We start from the raw sequence: 17,941 nt of genomic DNA on the forward strand, positions 1-17,941 counted from the left end.
TTTTGGAGCGGGAAACGAGACTCGAACTCGCGACCCCGACCTTGGCAAGGTCGTGCTCTACCAACTGAGCTATTCCCGCAAATCTGTACTGCTTTTGTTGCTGTCGTAATTCGCATTTCTGCGTCGTTACGGGAGGCGCATTATACGAGAAATCCGTTTAGCTGCAACCCCCCTGAAAGCGTTTTTTTCGAAAATTCGTTCAAGTGATTAATTTGCAATCAAGCTGAACAATTTAGCGTCAAAAAACCGGTGGCGCAAGCCACCGGAGAACAAAATCAAAGATTAATAAAATGTTCGCGATAGTAAGCAAGCTCAGCAACAGATTCACGAATGTCGTCCATCGCCTGATGTGTTCCCTGCTTGGTGAAGCCCGCAAGGATTTCCGGCTTCCAACGACGCGCCAGTTCTTTGAGCGTACTGACGTCCAGATAGCGATAATGGAAATACGCCTCCAGCTCCGGCATGTATTTAAACAGGAAACGACGATCCTGCCCGATGCTGTTGCCGCAGATAGGTGATTTCCCTTCCGGAACCCACTCTTTCAAAAAAGCCAGCGTGGCCAGTTCAGCTTCACGATCGCCCATGGTGCTCGCCTTCACGCGCTCCACCAGCCCGCTACCGGTATGCGTACGTACGTTCCAGTCATCCATTAATGCCAGCTGTTCGTCGGACTGGTGCACCGCAATTGTCGGTCCTTCAGCCAGAATATTCAGGTTGGCATCCGTCACCAGCGTGGCGATCTCAATAATGCGATCGCGCTCGGGATCCAGACCTGTCATCTCCAGATCGATCCAAATCAGGTTGTTTTCATTGGCACTCATGCTATTTTCCACCCTTCAGCGTCACATTCAGTGTGACTACATTGATCTAAAATTGTGTGTATCATAAATGTTTTGCCCATCATGGGCGACCAGGAGCCAGTCCGATTGAGTAAGAATAAACTCTCCAAAGGCCAACAGCGCCGTGTGAACGCCAATCACCAGCGTCGTCTTAAAACGTCCACGGAGAAGCCCGACTACGACGACAACCTGTTTGGCGAAACCGCTGAAGGCATCGTTATCAGCCGTTTTGGCATGCATGCCGACGTAGAGTCTGCTGACGGTGAAATTCACCGCTGCAACATCCGCCGTACAATTCGCTCGCTGGTTACTGGCGATCGCGTAGTCTGGCGCCCGGGTAAAGCGGCAGCTGAAGGCGTGAATGTCAAAGGTATCGTTGAAGCGGTACACGATCGTACCTCGGTACTGACACGCCCCGACTTTTACGACGGGGTAAAGCCTATTGCCGCCAACATCGACCAGATCGTTATTGTCTCAGCCATCTTACCCGAGCTGTCACTCAATATTATCGACCGGTATCTGGTAGCCTGCGAAACGCTACACGTTGAACCGATTATCGTGCTGAATAAGATCGATCTGCTGGATGATGAAGGCATGGCCTTCGTTAACGAACAGATGGATATCTATCGCAACATTGGCTATCGGGTGTTGATGGTATCAAGCCGCACAAAAGACGGCCTGAAACCGCTTGAAGAAGCATTAACCGATCGCATCAGCATTTTTGCCGGTCAATCGGGCGTAGGTAAATCCAGCCTGCTCAATAACCTCCTCGGCCTGCAGGAAGAGATCCTGACCAATGATGTCTCTGACAACTCCGGCCTTGGACAGCACACCACCACGGCCTCTCGCCTGTATCACTTCCCGCACGGCGGCGACGTTATCGACTCCCCTGGTGTACGTGAGTTTGGACTGTGGCATCTGGAGCCGGAACAAATCACGCATGGCTTTGTCGAATTTCATGACTACCTGGGCCATTGCAAATACCGCGACTGCAAGCATGATACCGATCCAGGCTGCGCTATCCGTGAGGCTGTAGAAAAAGGGGCCATAGCCGAAACCCGGTTTGAAAATTATCACCGCATCCTGGAAAGCATGGCGCAGGTAAAAACGCGTAAAAACTTTTCTGATACAGACAACTGACAACTAAGCTAAGCATCGCTAGAATCGTCCCCCTTTTTTCAGGATCCGGCCCGTATGCCGGATCGGGAACAAATTATGGCCTGGAGGCTACCTTGTTAAACTCATTTAAGCTTTCGCTACAATACATTCTGCCGAAACTATGGCTCACTCGCCTGGCGGGTTGGGGTGCGAGCAAACGAGCGGGATGGCTGACCAAACTGGTTATCGATCTGTTCGTGAAATATTACAAGGTCGATATGAAAGAGGCGCAAAAGCCGGACACCGCCAGCTATCGCACCTTCAACGACTTCTTTGTTCGCCCGCTGCGCGATGATGCTCGCCCGATTAATACCGATCCAAACGTACTGGTCATGCCCGCTGACGGTGTGATTAACCAGTTAGGCAACATCGAGGAAGACAAACTGCTGCAGGCTAAAGGGCACAGCTATACCCTTGAAGCGCTGCTGGCTGGCAACTATCAGATGGCGGACAAATTCCGCAACGGTACGTTTGTAACCACTTACTTGTCTCCACGCGATTACCACCGTGTACACATGCCGTGTAACGGTATCCTGCGTGAAATGATGTACGTGCCGGGCGATCTCTTCTCTGTAAACATCCTGACTGCGCAAAACGTACCGAACCTGTTTGCCCGCAACGAACGTGTAATCTGTCTGTTTGATACCGAATTTGGCCCGATGGTGCAGATTCTGGTCGGCGCGACCATCGTCGGCAGTATTGAAACCGCATGGGCTGGCACCATTACTCCACCGCGTGAAGGCGTCATCAAGCGCTGGACCTGGCCGGAAGGCGAAAGCGAAGGGTCGGTGGCGCTGCTGAAAGGTCAGGAAATGGGCCGCTTTAAGCTCGGTTCCACCGTCATCAACCTGTTCGCACCTGGCAAAGTTAACCTGGTTGAGCAGTTGCAGGATCTGTCCGTGACCAAAATCGGCCAACCAATGGCCATCTCGACCGAGACTTTCGTGACGCCAGAGGCAGAACCGGCCCCGCTGGCGAAAGAAGAGATCGAAGCAGAACACGATGCCAGCCCGCTGGTTGACGACAAAAAAGACGAAAGTTAAACATAGGAATCGCTGCTGTGCGCCTGATTATCACTTTTCTGATGGCCTGGTGCCTCAGCCTGGGGGCGTACGCTGCGACGGCCCCCGATGCCAAACAACTCACCCAGGAACTGGAGCAGGCAAAAGCGGCAAAACCCGCTCAGCCAGAAACCGTCGAGGCGCTCCAGTCCGCGCTGAATGCCCTTGAGGAGCGTAAAGGCGCTCTCGAGCGCGCCCAGCAATATCAGCAGGTTATTGATAACTTCCCCAAGCTGTCCGCAACGTTACGCGCGCAGCTTAGCAACCTGCGTGATGAACCGCGCAATGTGCCAACCGGACTCACTACCGATGCGTTAAACCAGGAGATCCTCCAGGTTAGCAGCCAACTGCTGGAAAAGAGTCGTCAGGCCCAACAGGAGCAGGATCGCGCCCGGGAAATCGCCGACTCGTTAAGCCAGCTTCCTCAACAGCAAACCGATGCCCGCCGCCAGCTCAATGAGCTTGAGCGACGCATTGGTACCGCCAACGGTAATTCCGCACAGAATCAGGCGATGCAGGCTGAATCCGCCAAACTTAAAGCCCAGGTCGATGAACTGGAGCTGGCGCAGCTTTCCGCCAATAACCGTCAGGAACTGGCGCGTATGCGCTCCGAACTGGCGGAAAAACAGAGTCAACAACTCGACGCTTACCTGCAGGCTTTGCGCAACCAGCTTAACAGTCAACGTCAGCGTGAAGCTGAGCGAGCGCTGGAAAGCACTGAACTGCTGGCGGAAAACAGCGCGGGACTGCCGGAAGGCATTGTCGACCAGTTCAAGGTAAACCGCGAGCTGTCTCAGGCCTTAAACCAGCAAGCACAGCGTATGGATCTGGTCGCTTCGCAGCAGCGTCAGGCCGCCAGCCAAACGCTGCAGGTGCGTCAGGCATTGAATACGCTGCGAGAGCAGTCTCAGTGGCTTGGGGTTTCAAATATGCTGGGAGAAGCGCTGCGAGCGCAGGTATCCCGTCTGCCGGAAATGCCTAAACCTCAGCAGTTGGATACCGAAATGGCGCAGCTTCGCGTACACCGCATGCGCTATGAGGACCTCCTCAACAAACAGCCGCAGCTGCGTCAGATTCATCAGGCCGATGGACAACCGCTGACCGCTGAACAGAGCAGCATCCTCAACGCCCAGCTACGCACCCAGCGTGAGCTGCTGAACTCATTGTTACAGGGCGGCGATACGCTGATCCTTGAGCTGACCAAGCTCAAAGTTTCCAACAGCCAACTGGAAGATGCGCTAAAAGAGGTCAATGAAGCGACACACCGCTACCTGTTCTGGACGTCAGACGTTAGCCCTATCTCGCTCTCCTGGCCTGTCGACATCGTTCAGGATCTGCGGCGTCTGATCTCATTAGATACGTTTAATCAGTTGGGCAAAGCCAGCATCATGATGCTGACCAGCAAAGAAACGCTGCTACCGCTGTTCGCGGCGTTGGTGTTAGTTGGCTTTAGCCTCTCTTCGCGCAAGCACTTCACCCGTTTCCTTGAACGCTCGTCCGCGCGGGTCGGGAAAGTCACCCAGGACCACTTCTGGCTGACAATACGCACGGTATTCTGGTCAATACTCGTCGCTTCACCATTGCCAGTGCTGTGGGCAACGCTCGGTTACGGATTGCAGGAAGCCTGGCCTTATCCGTTGGCTGTCGCGATCGGCGATGGCGTTACCGCCACGGTGCCCATGCTGTGGGCAGTAATGATCTGCGCCACCTTTGCACGTCCCAACGGTCTGTTCATTGCCCACTTTGGCTGGCCGCGGAACCGCGTCGCGAAAGCCATGCACTATTACCTGATGAGCATCGGGCTGATTGTCCCGTTGATCATGGCGGTGATTATGTTTGATAACCTCAATGACCGGGAATTCTCCGCCTCACTGGGGCGTCTGTGCTTTATTCTGATTTGCGGTGCGCTGGCTGTCGTAACCCTGAGCCTGAAACGCGCCGGGATACCGCTGTACCTCGATAAAGAGGGCAACAGCGATAACATGGTCAACAGCATGCTGTGGAATATGCTGATGGGTGCGCCGCTGATTGCCATTCTCGCCGCGGCAGTAGGCTACCTCGCCACATCACAAGCCTTGCTGGCACGTCTGGAAACGTCTGTAGCGATTTGGTTCTTATTACTGGTGGTGTATCACGTTATCCGCCGTTGGATGCTGATTCAGCGTCGCCGCCTGGCGTTTGACCGCGCCAAGCATCGACGCGCTGAAATGCTGGCGCAGCGCGCGCGGGGCGAAGAAGAACCGCCGCATTCCACCAGCCTTGAAGGCGCGATCGACGTTGATGAAAGCGAAGTGGATTTGGATGCTATCAGCGCGCAATCGCTGCGCCTGGTGCGTTCTATCCTGATGCTTATCGCCCTGCTCTCGGTCATTGTACTGTGGTCAGAAATTCACTCCGCTTTCGGCTTCCTGGAAAACATCTCATTGTGGGATGTCACCTCCACGGTTCAGGGCGTGGAAAGCTTAGAACCGATAACGCTGGGCGCGGTGCTTATCGCGATTCTGGTATTCATCATCACCACCCAGTTAGTGCGCAACCTACCCGCACTACTGGAGCTGGCACTACTGCAACATCTGGATTTAACCCCCGGCACCGGTTATGCCATCACCACCATTACCAAGTATTTGCTGATGCTGATTGGCGGTCTGGTTGGTTTCTCGATGATCGGTATTGAATGGTCCAAACTGCAATGGCTGGTGGCGGCTCTCGGTGTCGGTCTGGGCTTTGGTTTGCAGGAGATCTTCGCCAACTTTATTTCCGGCCTGATTATCCTGTTTGAAAAACCAATCCGCATTGGCGACACGGTGACGATTCGCGATCTTACCGGTAGCGTGACGAAAATTAATACCCGCGCCACCACTATCAGCGACTGGGACCGCAAAGAGATCATCGTGCCCAACAAAGCCTTTATCACCGAACAGTTTATCAACTGGTCGTTATCCGATTCGGTCACCCGTGTGGTGTTAACCATCCCGGCACCGTCAGAGGCGAACAGCGAGGAGGTTACGCAGATCCTGCTGACTGCCGCGCAGCGCTGTTCGCTGGTTATCGATAATCCGGCACCTGAAGTCTTCCTGGTTGACCTGCAGCAGGGGATTCAAATCTTCGAACTGCGTATTTATGCCGCCGAGATGGGGCATCGCATGCCGCTGCGCCATGAAATCCACCAGCTAATTCTGGCAGGCTTCCGCGAGCACGGTATTGATATGCCGTTCCCTCCGTTCCAGATGCGTCTGGAGAGCCTCGGCGGTAAGCAAACAGGGAGAACATTAAGTTCTGCAGGAAGAGGCAGTCGCCCGGCAGGGAGTTTGTAACGCACAATGCAGGCAAGAAATGCCGGATGGCGACCCGTTGGGTCTAATCCGGCCTACGGGTCTGCAATTAACCTGTAGGCCCGATAAGCTTGCGCCATCGGGCATTTCATCGCCGACCACAGACATTTTCGGGCTTAATATGCGTCCGGATCGGCAACAGGCAATAAACGCCAGATGGCCTTTATTCCACCGCCCACTCAGGCTCGTTGGTCGTGCGACGGCTGTAGTTCTGATAAATCGCCATCGCCAGCAGTGAGAAGAAGATCGGACCGCCGGTCATCCACAGTGCGCTGTTCCAGTCTCCGGCTTCAATTACCGGCTGGATGATGGTGAACACGTTAGCAAACGTCACCACCAGCACGACCACTCCCGTTGCCAGCAGCGTCGCCGCTCGGGTTTTAAAGACAACAAACGGCCTTTCCAGACCCGGACGGGATTTAAAGAACGGAAACGCCAGCGCCAGGAACAGATACGGCAGCGTCATCGAGACGTTCGCCATCAGCGTCAGTTTGTTATAGAACGCCGAAGCCGTATCGCCACCAAATGAAACCAACAGGATAAACAGGCTCACCAGCAGGCACTGTAACCACATTGCCGTCGTCGGCATCCCTACGGCATTCAGTTTGGTCATCGGCGCGGGCCACAACGCCTTCGGCGTGCCCTGAATAATCGCTTTCAGCGGTGAGTAGCTGAGGGTGAAAAAAGCGCCGGTGTAGGCAAGGAACATGGAAAGCCCGGTAATACGTGCAAACCATACGCCCATCACCATTGCGGCATCAGGGGAAAGATGTAGCGCGTTACCCAACGTCATTCCGAGGCTTTTCATCAGGATATAGGTAATATTCCCGAGGTTAACTGAGCTATTACTTAATACCTGCTGCCAGTTGGTGCTAACGCCCCATAAAAAGATGGCCAGTGAATAACCAACAGAAATGACAATAGCGGCAAAGACAATGCCTTTTGCAAAGTTCTTTTCTGGTTTTTCTGTTTTATCAACCAGTCCCCCCACAGCTTCAATTCCGCCGTAAGCAAAAATGGCAAACACAACAAATGACAACATTGCCAGTCCAGACTGATATCCGGGATTAGGCGAAGAGATGAAATTAATATCCTGTGCAAAGTGGCCACCAGTTAATAACAAAATAGCGACACTCACTAACAACAGAACTAAATTAAGACACATTACGGCAATTCCACCTACAGCCGTAATACGCGCAATCTTATTAATACCCCGGGATGCCACGCAGGTCACCAGGATCATCCAACCGACTGCGAGCAGTCCGACAACCTGCGTAGGCTCAAGCCCTGCAATACGCCAGTGCTGCGTCATATCTGCGCCAAACAAGAAGGTTGAAAAAGGTACCCAGACTTTCGCCGCAGTACTAACCATCCAGATCACATAAGAAGAAAACCACATAAACGTGCCGATAAACGCATAGCGTGGTCCAACGCTATTATTCATCCACGAATAGATTCCCCCCTCTTCTTTCCGATAGGCAGAACCCATTTCCGCCATCATTAAAGCAAATGGAATAAAGAATAATAATGCAGAAAATATATACCACGGTATTGCACTATACCCCATTAAATAGAACGCGGAGGGGCTATTAGCAAAACCGAAAACTGACGTAAATATCATGAGAATGAGACCTATCAGGCTCATCTTTTTTATTGTTTGGGTCATTAAACCATCCCTTACTCTGGCAAGCGTTTAACAAACGCCGCTCACCGGTTGGCACTGCTCTCTTTGCAGAGTTCAGCGATAAAAAAATCAACACAGAATTGATACCTAAACGATATCAAATATCCAGGTGTAAATTGTGGCCATTGGAGGGGAAATGAAAAAATATGCTACAAAGTGGCGATTAAGCCACCACTTTGTATTGCAGAAGAGTAAGTTATGCGCGATCGACGGTAAATGCGATTACCTCGGCCAGGCTCTCTGCGCCCAGCGCCAGCATCACCAGACGGTCAACGCCCAGCGCCACGCCTGAGCAATCCGGCATGCCGACTTTCAGCGCTTCCAGCAGGTTGGTATCGATAGGTTGCTGTGGTAAGCCTCGTGCGGCACGTTTGCGGTTATCCTGTTCAAACCGCTGCTGCTGTTCGCGCGCGTCGGTTAATTCATGGAAACCATTCGCCAGCTCAATACCTTTGAAATAAACCTCGAAACGTTCAGCCACGCGGTGATCTTCGGTACTGATTTGCGCCAGTGATGCCTGGCTGGCCGGGAAATGATACACAAATGTCGGCTTGTCTTTACCAATATGCGGTTCAACACCCATCGTAAACAGCAGTTGCAGTAAGGTATCCCGGTCTTCTTCGGTATCAGCGATATTGCTGAGATCCAATTTCGCCGCCACTTCCCGCAGTTGGGTTTTATCCGCAGACAGCGGGTCAATCTCCAGATGGCGCTGGAAGGCCTGCTGGTAAGAAAGGCTTTCCGCAGGTGAGCAGTCCAGCACCTGCTGGAGCAAATCATCCACTTCATTCATCAGGCGATACATATCGTAGTGCGGACGATACCACTCAAGCATGGTGAATTCAGGGTTATGATGGCGCCCCATCTCTTCATTACGGAAGCTGCGGCACAGTTGATACACCGGGCCGCATCCTGCCACCAGCAGGCGCTTCATATGGTATTCAGGGCTGGTCATTAAATAGAGATTCATTCCCTGGGAGTGTCCAGGGCCAACGAAACGCGTTTCGAACGGGAACAGGTGGATGTCCGTTACCGTTGCCTGACTCATACAAGGGGTCTCAACCTCAAGCACGCCACGATCGGCAAAAAAGCGGCGAATCTCCGCTATAATTGCTGCACGTTTTAACAGATTGGGGATGGACGCGCTCGGCTGCCAGGTTGCCGTTTCGCTCATGGTTGTTTCTCCGATTTATGACAAGGGCACGAAGTCTACTCGTATCGCGCTAACGAGACAAATTTCAGGCAGCACTAATCATCACTGGCAATTGGATAAAAAAAGCGACTTAGGGTGGTTTAGTAATTAAATTAATCAAATTCAATGATAATTCCCCCCTATGACACGCTAAAAAAATCGAACACGTCAAATTTCCCGCACATCCCTAAGACTATACTATTGTACCTATAAAGGAGCAGTGGAAACGCGTTCATAACCTGTTTGAAGCCGATGAAGCATCTGATTTCAGGCAGGGATGAAATAACAACAATCTGGAGGAATGTCGTGCAAACCTTTCAAGCCGATCTTGCCATTATAGGCGCCGGTGGCGCGGGATTACGTGCTGCAATTGCTGCCGCACAAGCAAATCCCAACGCTAAAATCGCACTGATCTCAAAAGTGTACCCAATGCGCAGCCATACCGTTGCTGCCGAAGGCGGCTCTGCTGCTGTCGCGCAGGATCATGACAGCTTTGACTACCATTTTCACGATACGGTAGCAGGCGGAGACTGGCTGTGTGAGCAGGATGTCGTGGATTACTTTGTCCACCACTGCCCAACTGAAATGACGCAACTGGAACAATGGGGCTGCCCGTGGAGCCGTCGTGAAGACGGTAGCGTCAACGTACGTCGCTTCGGCGGCATGAAAATCGAGCGTACCTGGTTTGCCGCGGATAAGACCGGCTTCCACATGCTGCATACGCTGTTCCAAACATCTTTGCAGTTCCCGCAGATTCAGCGCTTTGACGAACACTTCGTTCTGGATATCCTGGTTGACGACGGTCATGCTCGCGGCCTGGTTGCCATGAACATGATGGAAGGCACGCTGGTGCAAATCCGTGCTAACGCTGTTGTTATGGCAACGGGCGGCGCAGGTCGTGTTTACCGTTACAACACCAACGGCGGCATCGTAACCGGTGACGGTATGGGCATGGCGCTGAGCCACGGCGTTCCGCTGCGTGATATGGAATTCGTTCAATATCACCCAACAGGTCTGCCAGGCTCCGGTATCCTGATGACTGAAGGCTGCCGTGGTGAAGGCGGTATTCTGGTCAACAAAAACGGCTACCGTTATCTGCAAGACTACGGCATGGGTCCGGAAACCCCGCTGGGCGAGCCAAAAAACAAATACATGGAACTCGGTCCGCGCGACAAAGTTTCTCAGGCGTTCTGGCACGAATGGCGCAAAGGCAACACCATTTCCACTCCGCGTGGCGATGTGGTTCACCTCGACCTGCGTCACCTCGGCGAGAAAAAACTGCTCGAACGTTTACCGTTCATCTGCGAACTGGCAAAAGCTTACGTGGGTGTCGATCCGGTTAAAGAACCGATCCCGGTACGTCCGACCGCGCACTACACCATGGGCGGTATCGAAACCGATCAGCACTGTGAAACCCGCATTAAAGGTCTGTTCGCTGTCGGCGAATGTTCCTCTGTTGGTCTGCATGGCGCTAACCGTCTGGGCTCTAACTCCCTGGCAGAACTGGTGGTCTTCGGTCGTATGGCCGGTGAGCAGGCAGCAGAACGCGCTGCAACGGCTGGCGCTGCAAACAGTGCCGCTCTTGATGCACAGGTTGCTGACGTTGAAAAACGTCTGAAAGATCTGGTTAACCAGGAAGGTAACGAAAACTGGTCTAAGATCCGTGACGAAATGGGCCTGTCCATGGAAGAAGGTTGCGGTATCTACCGTACGCCGGAACTCATGCAGAAAACCGTTGATAAGCTGGCAGAACTGCAGGAACGCTTCAAGCGCGTACGTATCACTGATACCTCCAGCGTCTTCAACACCGACCTGCTGTATACCATCGAACTGGGTCACGGTCTGAACGTTGCTGAATGTATGGCGCACTCTGCTCTGGCGCGTAAAGAATCCCGCGGCGCGCACCAGCGTCTGGATGAAGGCTGCACCGAGCGTGACGATGTGAACTTCCTCAAACACACCCTCGCCTTCCGCGATGCTGACGGCACGACTCGCCTGGAATACAGCGACGTGAAAATCACCACTCTGCCACCAGCTAAACGTGTTTACGGTGGCGAAGCGGAAGCAGCCGATAAGAAGGAGAAGGCGAATGGCTGAGATGAAAAACCTGAAAGTTGAGGTGGTGCGCTATAACCCGGAAACCGATACCGCGCCGCACAGTGCTTTCTACGAAGTTCCTTATGATGAAACCACGTCACTGCTGGATGCGCTGGGCTACATCAAGGATAACCTGGCACCGGACCTGAGCTACCGCTGGTCCTGCCGTATGGCGATCTGCGGCTCCTGCGGCATGATGGTCAACAATGTACCGAAACTGGCATGCAAAACCTTCCTGCGTGATTACACCAACGGCATGAAGGTTGAAGCGCTGGGCAACTTCCCGATTGAACGCGATCTGGTCGTCGACATGACGCACTTTATCGAAAGCCTGGAAGCGATCAAACCGTACATTATCGGTAACCCGCGTACACCGGATCAGGGTCCAAACACCCAGACTCCGGCGCAGATGGCGAAGTATCATCAGTTCTCCGGTTGCATCAACTGTGGTCTGTGCTATGCCGCGTGTCCGCAGTTCGGCCTGAACCCTGAGTTCATTGGACCGGCTGCGATTACGCTGGCGCATCGTTACAACGAAGATAGCCGCGACCACGGTAAGAAGGAGCGTATGGCTCAGTTGAACAGCCCGAACGGCGTCTGGACCTGTACTTTCGTGGGCTACTGCTCCGAAGTCTGCCCGAAACACGTCGATCCGGCTGCGGCCATTCAGCAGGGTAAAGTTGAAAGTTCAAAAGACTTTCTTATCGCTACCCTGAAACCACGCTAAGGAGTGCACGATGACGACTAAACGTAAAGCCTATGTGCGGCCAATGACGTCCACCTGGTGGAAAAAGCTGCCATTTTATCGTTTTTACATGCTGCGTGAAGGCACGGCAGTTCCGGCAGTCTGGTTCAGCATTGAACTGATTATCGGCCTGTTTGCACTCAAGCATGGTGCAGAGTCCTGGATGGGCTTTGTCGCCTTTTTGCAAAACCCGGTGGTGGTAATCCTTAACATTATCGCCCTGGCAGCAGCGCTGCTGCATACCAAAACCTGGTTTGAGCTGGCGCCAAAAGCAGCCAACATCATCGTTAAAGACGAAAAAATGGGGCCAGAGCCGATCATCAAAGGTCTCTGGGCAGTTACTGTGGTTGCGACAGTGGTCATACTGTTTGTTGCCCTGTTCTGGTAAGGAGTCCGGAATGATTAATCCAAATCCAAAACGCTCTGACGAACCCGTATTCTGGGGCCTGTTTGGTGCAGGCGGTATGTGGAGCGCAATCATTGCGCCAGTAATGATCCTGCTGGTAGGTATTATGCTGCCGCTGGGCTTTGTTCCTGATGCTTTCAGCTATGAACGCGTACTGGCATTCGCTCAGAGCTTCATCGGACGTGCGTTTCTGTTCCTGATGATCGTTCTGCCGCTGTGGTGTGGTTTACACCGTATGCACCACGCGATGCATGACCTGAAAATCCACGTGCCTGCTGGCAAATGGGTCTTCTACGGACTGGCAGCAATCCTGACCGTTGTAACGGCTATTGGTATTCTGACCATCTAAGTACATGCGTTAATTATCAGGCCCGCCATTGGCGGGCCTTTTTATTTGTGCAGTATTCCTGTCAACCAACGGGAAAATTCACGCATCGCGGGTGTCTCCGGACGCGATTGCAAACGCGTTATCCAGTAACTTCCCAAATCAATCTGCGTTAAAAACGGTTGAACGATTCGTTCCCTACTGAGTAAATGCGTGAACATTCTGACTGGTGCAATTGCCACACCGATCCCCGCCTGCGCGGCTTCCAGCATGGTGACGGACGAATCAAACACCACCACGTTGTGCGTCGGTGACGGGGGCGCCTCTCCGGCGGCCTGCATCCAAAGCGTCCATTCATCCCGCCGATACGATCGTAATAACGGAAATTTCAGGATGTCCGCAGGCGTTTGAATCTGCGAAGCCAATGTTGGCGAACACAGTGGAGACATCAACGCGCTACATAAATATTGCGCGTCGGTATCGTGCCAGGCTCCCCCTCCGTAGCGAATGGTATAATCCAGCCCTTCGGCAGCGGGATCCACGCGGTTATTATGGGTAGAAATATGCAAATCAATATGCGGGTAACTGCGCTTAAAATCGCCCAGTAGAGGAAACAGACACCCAACCGCAAAGGTCCCCACCACGCCAATTTTAAGTTTTTCCTGGGTCTGTTTGGTGGCAAAACGATCCAGCATCCCCGCCATACGATCGAAAGAGTCATTAAGTACAGGTAACAGACTTTCCCCTTCAGTGGTCAACATTAATCCACGAGAACCGCGCACAAAAAGCTGACAATTTAGCTGCTGCTCCAGTGCTTTTACATGCTGACTGATGGCAGAATGCGTCACGTTGAGCTCAATCGCGGCGCGGGTAAAACTGAGATGTCTGGCCGCGGCTTCAAAAGCCCGCAGCGAGTTAAGAGGGATATAGCTACGCGTCATCATCCGGCCTGTTAGAAAAACTTATATCTGCTGCTAAATTTAACCGTTTGTCAACACGGTGCAAATCAAACACACTGATTGCGTCTGACGGGCCCGGACACCCTTTTGCTTTTAATTACGGAACTGATTTCATGATGAAAAAATCGTTATGCTGCGCTCTGCTGCTGACAGCCCCTTTCTCCACGTTTGCCGCCGCCAAAACAGAACAACAGATTGCCGATATCGTTAATCGCACCATCACCCCGTTGATGCAGGAGCAGGCTATTCCGGGTATGGCCGTTGCCGTTATCTACCAGGGAAAACCCTATTATTTCACCTGGGGTAAAGCCGATATCACCAATAACCACCCAGTCACGCAGCAAACTCTGTTTGAGCTAGGGTCGGTCAGTAAGACGTTTAACGGCGTGTTGGGCGGCGATGCTATCGCCCGTGGCGAAATTAAGCTCAGCGATCCGGTCACGAAATACTGGCCAGAACTGACAGGCAAACAGTGGCAGGGTATCAGCCTGCTGCACTTAGCCACCTACACGGCAGGCGGCCTGCCGCTGCAGATCCCCGATGACGTTACGGATAAAGCCGCATTACTGCGTTTTTATCAAAACTGGCAGCCGCAATGGGCCCCGGGCGCTAAGCGTCTTTACGCTAACTCCAGCATTGGTCTGTTTGGCGCGCTGGCGGTGAAACCCTCAGGAATGAGTTACGAAGAGGCAATGACCAGACGCGTCCTGCAACCATTAAAACTGGCGCATACCTGGATTACAGTTCCGCAGAACGAACAAAAAGATTATGCCTGGGGCTATCGCGAAGGGAAGGCTGTACACGTTTCTCCGGGACAACTTGACGCCGAAGCCTATGGCGTGAAATCCAGCGTTATTGATATGGCCCGCTGGGTTCAGGTCAACATGGACGCCAGCCGCGTTCAGGAGAAAACGCTCCAGCAGGGCATTGCGCTTGCGCAGTCTCGCTACTGGCGTATTGGCGATATGTACCAGGGATTAGGCTGGGAGATGCTGAACTGGCCGCTGAAAGCTGATTCAATCATCAACGGTAGCGACAGCAAAGTGGCATTGGCAGCGCTTCCCGCCGTTGAGGTAAACCCGCCTGCCCCCGCTGTGAAAGCCTCATGGGTGCATAAAACGGGATCCACTGGAGGATTTGGCAGCTACGTAGCCTTCGTTCCAGAAAAAAACCTTGGCATCGTGATGCTGGCAAACAAAAGCTATCCTAACCCTGTCCGTGTCGAGGCGGCCTGGCGCATTCTTGAAAAGCTGCAATAACTAACGATGAGGCCCAGGATATTGGGCCTCCTTTCTTTCTCTTTTTTTCCTGTTGTCATCTACACTTAACAAAAATACAGCAAGGAAAATCCCATGCGCATTTTGCCCGTCGTTGCTGCAGTTACGGCTGCATTCCTGGTTGTCGCGTGTAGCTCCCCGACACCGCCGAAAGGCGTTACCGTGGTAAATAACTTTGATGCCAAACGCTATCTGGGAACCTGGTATGAAATTGCGCGCTTCGACCATCGTTTCGAGCGCGGATTGGATAAAGTGACCGCAACATACAGCTTGCGCGACGACGGCGGCATCAACGTTATTAACAAGGGCTATAACCCTGACAGGGAGATGTGGCAGAAAACGGAAGGGAAAGCCTATTTCACCGGCGACCCAAGCAGAGCCGCGCTTAAGGTTTCTTTTTTCGGCCCCTTCTATGGCGGGTATAACGTAATTGCACTCGACCGGGAATATCGTCACGCGCTGGTTTGTGGCCCGGATCGCGACTACCTGTGGATCCTTTCACGGACCCCTACTATTTCAGATGAAATGAAACAGCAAATGTTAGCCATCGCGACCCGGGAAGGGTTTGAAGTGAATAAACTGATTTGGGTGAAACAGCCTGGCGCTTAGTGAGTGCTCAGCTTCAGACCAATAATACCAGCAACGATCAGCCCAAGGCTCAGCAAACGTGCCGGGCTGGCAGACTCACCCAGCAGTAAAATCCCTGTAATGGCCGCCCCAACAGCGCCAATACCGGTCCAGACCGCATAAGCTGTTCCAACAGGCAACGTGCGCATTGCCCAGGAGAGCATGGCGATGCTGACGATCATCGCCGCAATAGTGATAATGCTTGGCGTAAGACGCGTAAAACCGTGGGTGTATTTCAGGCCAATCGCCCATACGACTTCGAGCAAACCTGCAATTAATAAAACGATCCAGGACATATCAGGCTCCAGAACTATGGGGCCGTCCCCGGTGAATGAAGCGTTTGCAGGTCGTCCTGCAAAGCTGATGTGTGAAATGGCATTTTTGCCCGGAAGAAAATGAATTTCAACCTTTTTATTCACTGCCTGCTAAAAGCAAGAATTAAGCATAATTAGCGGCGTAGTTCCCGCATTTGGCACTCATCGGAGTTCTCTATGATGAAGGGCTTTCTGAAACCAGAAAGTCGATTGCCCCTCTTCTGAATGCGAAACGTTTATGCTTAAAATTTTAGTGATTGACCGGTGCCACTTTACCCGCACAGGGATAGAGGCCTTGCTTAATCATTCTGGCAGGTTCAGCTCCTCATTTCTGGTATCAGGAATCAATAATCTCCTGTTAGCAAAAGAGCATATTTTGCAATGGAAACCGCATCTGGTGATCGCGGATTTATACAGTTTTATTAGCGAGACGCACTCCAGTCCGCCAATTAAACCTTTTTTTATGAGTTGTGGCGTCATCCCACTGATTTTACTGCAATCAGCAGACAGACAGCATGCCCCCATCGTGCCCTCTCAATCCGTAGCCCATTCGGTCTTGACCAAGCACACCACGCTGAACACACTCTCCCACACAATTCAGGAAGCGCTTCAGGTTCGCCCCGCATTAGAAATAGCCAAAAACGCCACGCCTTTGCTTACGCCGCAAGAGGAGAAAGTATTATCAATGTGGATGGATGGTGTGAGTAACAATGCCATTGCCGCCGCGCTCAGCATTCATGGCAAAACGGTCTACACCTATAAGCGGAATATCCGTATGAAACTGCACCTGGGGAACCGCTTCTCGCCGTTCCTGTCACTCCCAAGGAAGGGTGATTAACGGTACGACACGACGTCGTACCGTTCTTCATTATTGCTATTGCTGAGCTTTTGTCGCTGCACCAGAGATTGCGCTACCGCCTTCAGAGATATCCTGTCCTACGCCTCGTGTGGTATTACACGCGGTTAAAACGGAAGAAAGTACCAACACAGAAAAGATCGCAGCAATTGTCTTCTTAACCATAACGTCTTCCTTTTCTAGCCAATATTGTTTGTGTATAGCTACTTAATAATAGACAAGATCCGGGAGTGTGATGGATAAACAACCGTTTTTAAGACTATATGAAAGGATTAGCTGGCGGCGTGTGAAATTGAGTTGCCAAGATGTTTGATGTCTTCACCGAAGCCGCGTGCGGTATTGCATCCTGTCAGAAGGGTGCTGGTGAAAAGGAGTAGCATTACAAGACCGAGAAGACGTTTCATCATTCCTGCCCTGGAAAAAGTATGGCGCAGCAACCTGCGCCATAAGATCAAATGGAAGACTTATTTTACGCGAGAAACGTATTCGCCGGAGCGGGTATCCACTTTGATCACTTCGCCGATCTGTACGAACAGCGGAACTTTAACGACTGCGCCGGTAGACAGGGTAGCCGGTTTGCCGCCAGTACCAGCGGTATCGCCTTTCAGACCTGGGTCGGTTTCAACAACTTCCAGCTCAACGAAGTTCGGCGGAGTTACGGAGATCGGCTGACCGTTCCACAGGGTCACGATGCATTCAGCCTGGTCCAGCAGCCATTTAGCGTTATCGCCTACCGCTTTCTCGTCTGCAGCCAGCTGTTCGAAAGTGGTGTTATTCATAAAGTGCCAGAACTCACCGTCGCTATACAGGAAGGTCAGGTTCATGTCGGCTACGTCTGCGCCTTCAGCGGAGTCAGTAGACTTGAAGGTTTTCTCTACGCGAGTACCGGTCAGCAGGCGACGCAGCTTAACGCGCGCAAACGCCTGGCCTTTACCTGGTTTAACGAATTCGCTGGCTTCAACCGCATAAGGTTCGCCGTCCAACATGATTTTAAGACCAGCACGAAAATCGTTGCTATAGTACGTTGCCATAAGGCCCTCTGAAAATTGTTAACTGGTAGCTAAGCCAC

At 52.4% G+C, this 17,941-nt stretch carries 18 protein-coding genes and 1 tRNA gene; 10 read left to right on the forward strand and 9 right to left on the reverse strand.

The features are described from left to right. Positions 1–3: 3 nt before the first annotated feature. Positions 4–79: transfer RNA gene (locus tag OGY68_RS00495), tRNA-Gly, on the reverse strand. Between the two features lie 196 nt (positions 80–275). Beyond that, positions 276–821, reverse strand: a complete 546-nt coding sequence (gene orn / locus OGY68_RS00500) for an oligoribonuclease (protein ID WP_020996267.1) — start codon at positions 819–821, stop codon at positions 276–278. Positions 822–926: 105 nt separating this feature from the next. Between orn and rsgA the strand changes: the two genes are divergently transcribed. The 3 genes from rsgA to mscM all read left to right on the forward strand — a co-directional run bounded on the left by rsgA (position 927) and on the right by mscM (position 6,372). Then, positions 927–1,979: a small ribosomal subunit biogenesis GTPase RsgA gene (gene rsgA / locus OGY68_RS00505; protein ID WP_170974257.1), complete on the forward strand. Its 1,053-nt coding sequence runs from the start codon at positions 927–929 to the stop codon at positions 1,977–1,979. A gap of 92 nt (positions 1,980–2,071) precedes the next feature. Next, positions 2,072–3,040 carry an archaetidylserine decarboxylase gene (gene asd / locus OGY68_RS00510; RefSeq protein WP_008785997.1) on the forward strand — a complete coding sequence of 323 codons (969 nt, stop codon included), beginning with the start codon at positions 2,072–2,074 and terminating at the stop codon, positions 3,038–3,040. A 17-nt stretch (positions 3,041–3,057) separates the two neighbouring features. After that, the gene (gene mscM, locus OGY68_RS00515; protein ID WP_057066602.1) at positions 3,058–6,372 is read left to right on the forward strand and encodes a miniconductance mechanosensitive channel MscM; all 3,315 of its coding nucleotides are present in this window, start codon (positions 3,058–3,060) and stop codon (positions 6,370–6,372) included. Positions 6,373–6,553: 181 nt separating this feature from the next. Here mscM and yjeM read toward each other — a convergent pair whose 3' ends face one another. Further along, a complete protein-coding gene (gene yjeM, locus OGY68_RS00520; RefSeq protein ID WP_008785995.1) occupies positions 6,554–8,056 on the reverse strand; it encodes a glutamate/gamma-aminobutyrate family transporter YjeM in 1,503 nt (500 codons plus the stop codon). Positions 8,057–8,270: 214 nt separating this feature from the next. Beyond that, complete coding sequence (epmA, locus tag OGY68_RS00525) at positions 8,271–9,248, reverse strand: elongation factor P--(R)-beta-lysine ligase (protein WP_048215093.1); 978 nt, start codon at positions 9,246–9,248, stop codon at positions 8,271–8,273. 324 nt (positions 9,249–9,572) lie between these two features. Here epmA and frdA point away from each other — a divergent pair, with 324 nt between their 5' ends. The 4 genes from frdA to frdD are packed head-to-tail and all read left to right on the forward strand — an operon-like array spanning position 9,573 to position 12,863. Then, complete coding sequence (gene frdA / locus OGY68_RS00530; RefSeq protein ID WP_057066604.1) at positions 9,573–11,363, forward strand: fumarate reductase (quinol) flavoprotein subunit; 1,791 nt, start codon at positions 9,573–9,575, stop codon at positions 11,361–11,363. Continuing rightward, positions 11,356–12,090 (forward strand): fumarate reductase iron-sulfur protein, encoded by a 735-nt coding sequence (frdB, locus tag OGY68_RS00535; RefSeq protein ID WP_003025540.1) that lies wholly within the window; start codon positions 11,356–11,358, stop codon positions 12,088–12,090. Before frdA ends, frdB begins: the two co-directional genes overlap by 8 nt. A gap of 10 nt (positions 12,091–12,100) precedes the next feature. Then, a complete protein-coding gene (frdC, locus tag OGY68_RS00540) occupies positions 12,101–12,496 on the forward strand; it encodes a fumarate reductase subunit FrdC (protein ID WP_003025537.1) in 396 nt (131 codons plus the stop codon). Positions 12,497–12,506: 10 nt separating this feature from the next. Beyond that, positions 12,507–12,863 (forward strand): fumarate reductase subunit FrdD, encoded by a 357-nt coding sequence (frdD, locus tag OGY68_RS00545; protein WP_003025535.1) that lies wholly within the window; start codon positions 12,507–12,509, stop codon positions 12,861–12,863. Between the two features lie 41 nt (positions 12,864–12,904). Here frdD and ampR read toward each other — a convergent pair whose 3' ends face one another. Then, positions 12,905–13,780 (reverse strand): LysR family transcriptional regulator AmpR, encoded by an 876-nt coding sequence (gene ampR, locus OGY68_RS00550; protein ID WP_057066605.1) that lies wholly within the window; start codon positions 13,778–13,780, stop codon positions 12,905–12,907. 131 nt (positions 13,781–13,911) lie between these two features. On the opposite strand from ampR, the gene OGY68_RS00555 reads away from it, so the two are divergent. Together OGY68_RS00555 and OGY68_RS00560 are read left to right on the forward strand one after the other, a co-directional pair. Next, positions 13,912–15,057: a class C beta-lactamase CMY-183 gene (locus OGY68_RS00555; protein ID WP_048215094.1), complete on the forward strand. Its 1,146-nt coding sequence runs from the start codon at positions 13,912–13,914 to the stop codon at positions 15,055–15,057. A 93-nt stretch (positions 15,058–15,150) separates the two neighbouring features. Continuing rightward, positions 15,151–15,684 carry a lipocalin family protein gene (locus OGY68_RS00560; RefSeq protein WP_001221666.1) on the forward strand — a complete coding sequence of 178 codons (534 nt, stop codon included), beginning with the start codon at positions 15,151–15,153 and terminating at the stop codon, positions 15,682–15,684. On the opposite strand, the gene sugE is transcribed toward OGY68_RS00560, so the two are convergent. After that, positions 15,681–15,998 (reverse strand): quaternary ammonium compound efflux SMR transporter SugE, encoded by a 318-nt coding sequence (gene sugE / locus OGY68_RS00565; RefSeq protein WP_000118520.1) that lies wholly within the window; start codon positions 15,996–15,998, stop codon positions 15,681–15,683. The genes OGY68_RS00560 and sugE overlap by 4 nt on opposite strands. 256 nt (positions 15,999–16,254) lie before the next feature. Here sugE and OGY68_RS00570 point away from each other — a divergent pair, with 256 nt between their 5' ends. Beyond that, positions 16,255–16,854: a LuxR C-terminal-related transcriptional regulator gene (locus OGY68_RS00570; RefSeq protein ID WP_048236298.1), complete on the forward strand. Its 600-nt coding sequence runs from the start codon at positions 16,255–16,257 to the stop codon at positions 16,852–16,854. Between the two features lie 36 nt (positions 16,855–16,890). Here the strand turns inward: OGY68_RS00570 and ecnB are convergent, their stop codons facing one another. The 3 genes from ecnB to efp form a co-directional block, all read right to left on the reverse strand. Further along, positions 16,891–17,037 carry a lipoprotein toxin entericidin B gene (ecnB, locus tag OGY68_RS00575; protein ID WP_003025482.1) on the reverse strand — a complete coding sequence of 49 codons (147 nt, stop codon included), beginning with the start codon at positions 17,035–17,037 and terminating at the stop codon, positions 16,891–16,893. A 107-nt stretch (positions 17,038–17,144) separates the two neighbouring features. Further along, on the reverse strand, positions 17,145–17,279 hold the full coding sequence (gene ecnA / locus OGY68_RS00580; RefSeq protein WP_003830568.1) for a lipoprotein antitoxin entericidin A: 135 nt from the start codon (positions 17,277–17,279) through the stop codon (positions 17,145–17,147). Between the two features lie 57 nt (positions 17,280–17,336). Beyond that, positions 17,337–17,903: an elongation factor P gene (efp, locus tag OGY68_RS00585; protein ID WP_003025478.1), complete on the reverse strand. Its 567-nt coding sequence runs from the start codon at positions 17,901–17,903 to the stop codon at positions 17,337–17,339. Positions 17,904–17,941 lie beyond the last annotated feature (38 nt).

The sequence above is a fragment of the Citrobacter sp. Cpo065 genome (genome assembly GCF_030332805.1).
GTDB lineage: Bacteria > Pseudomonadota > Gammaproteobacteria > Enterobacterales > Enterobacteriaceae > Citrobacter > Citrobacter portucalensis.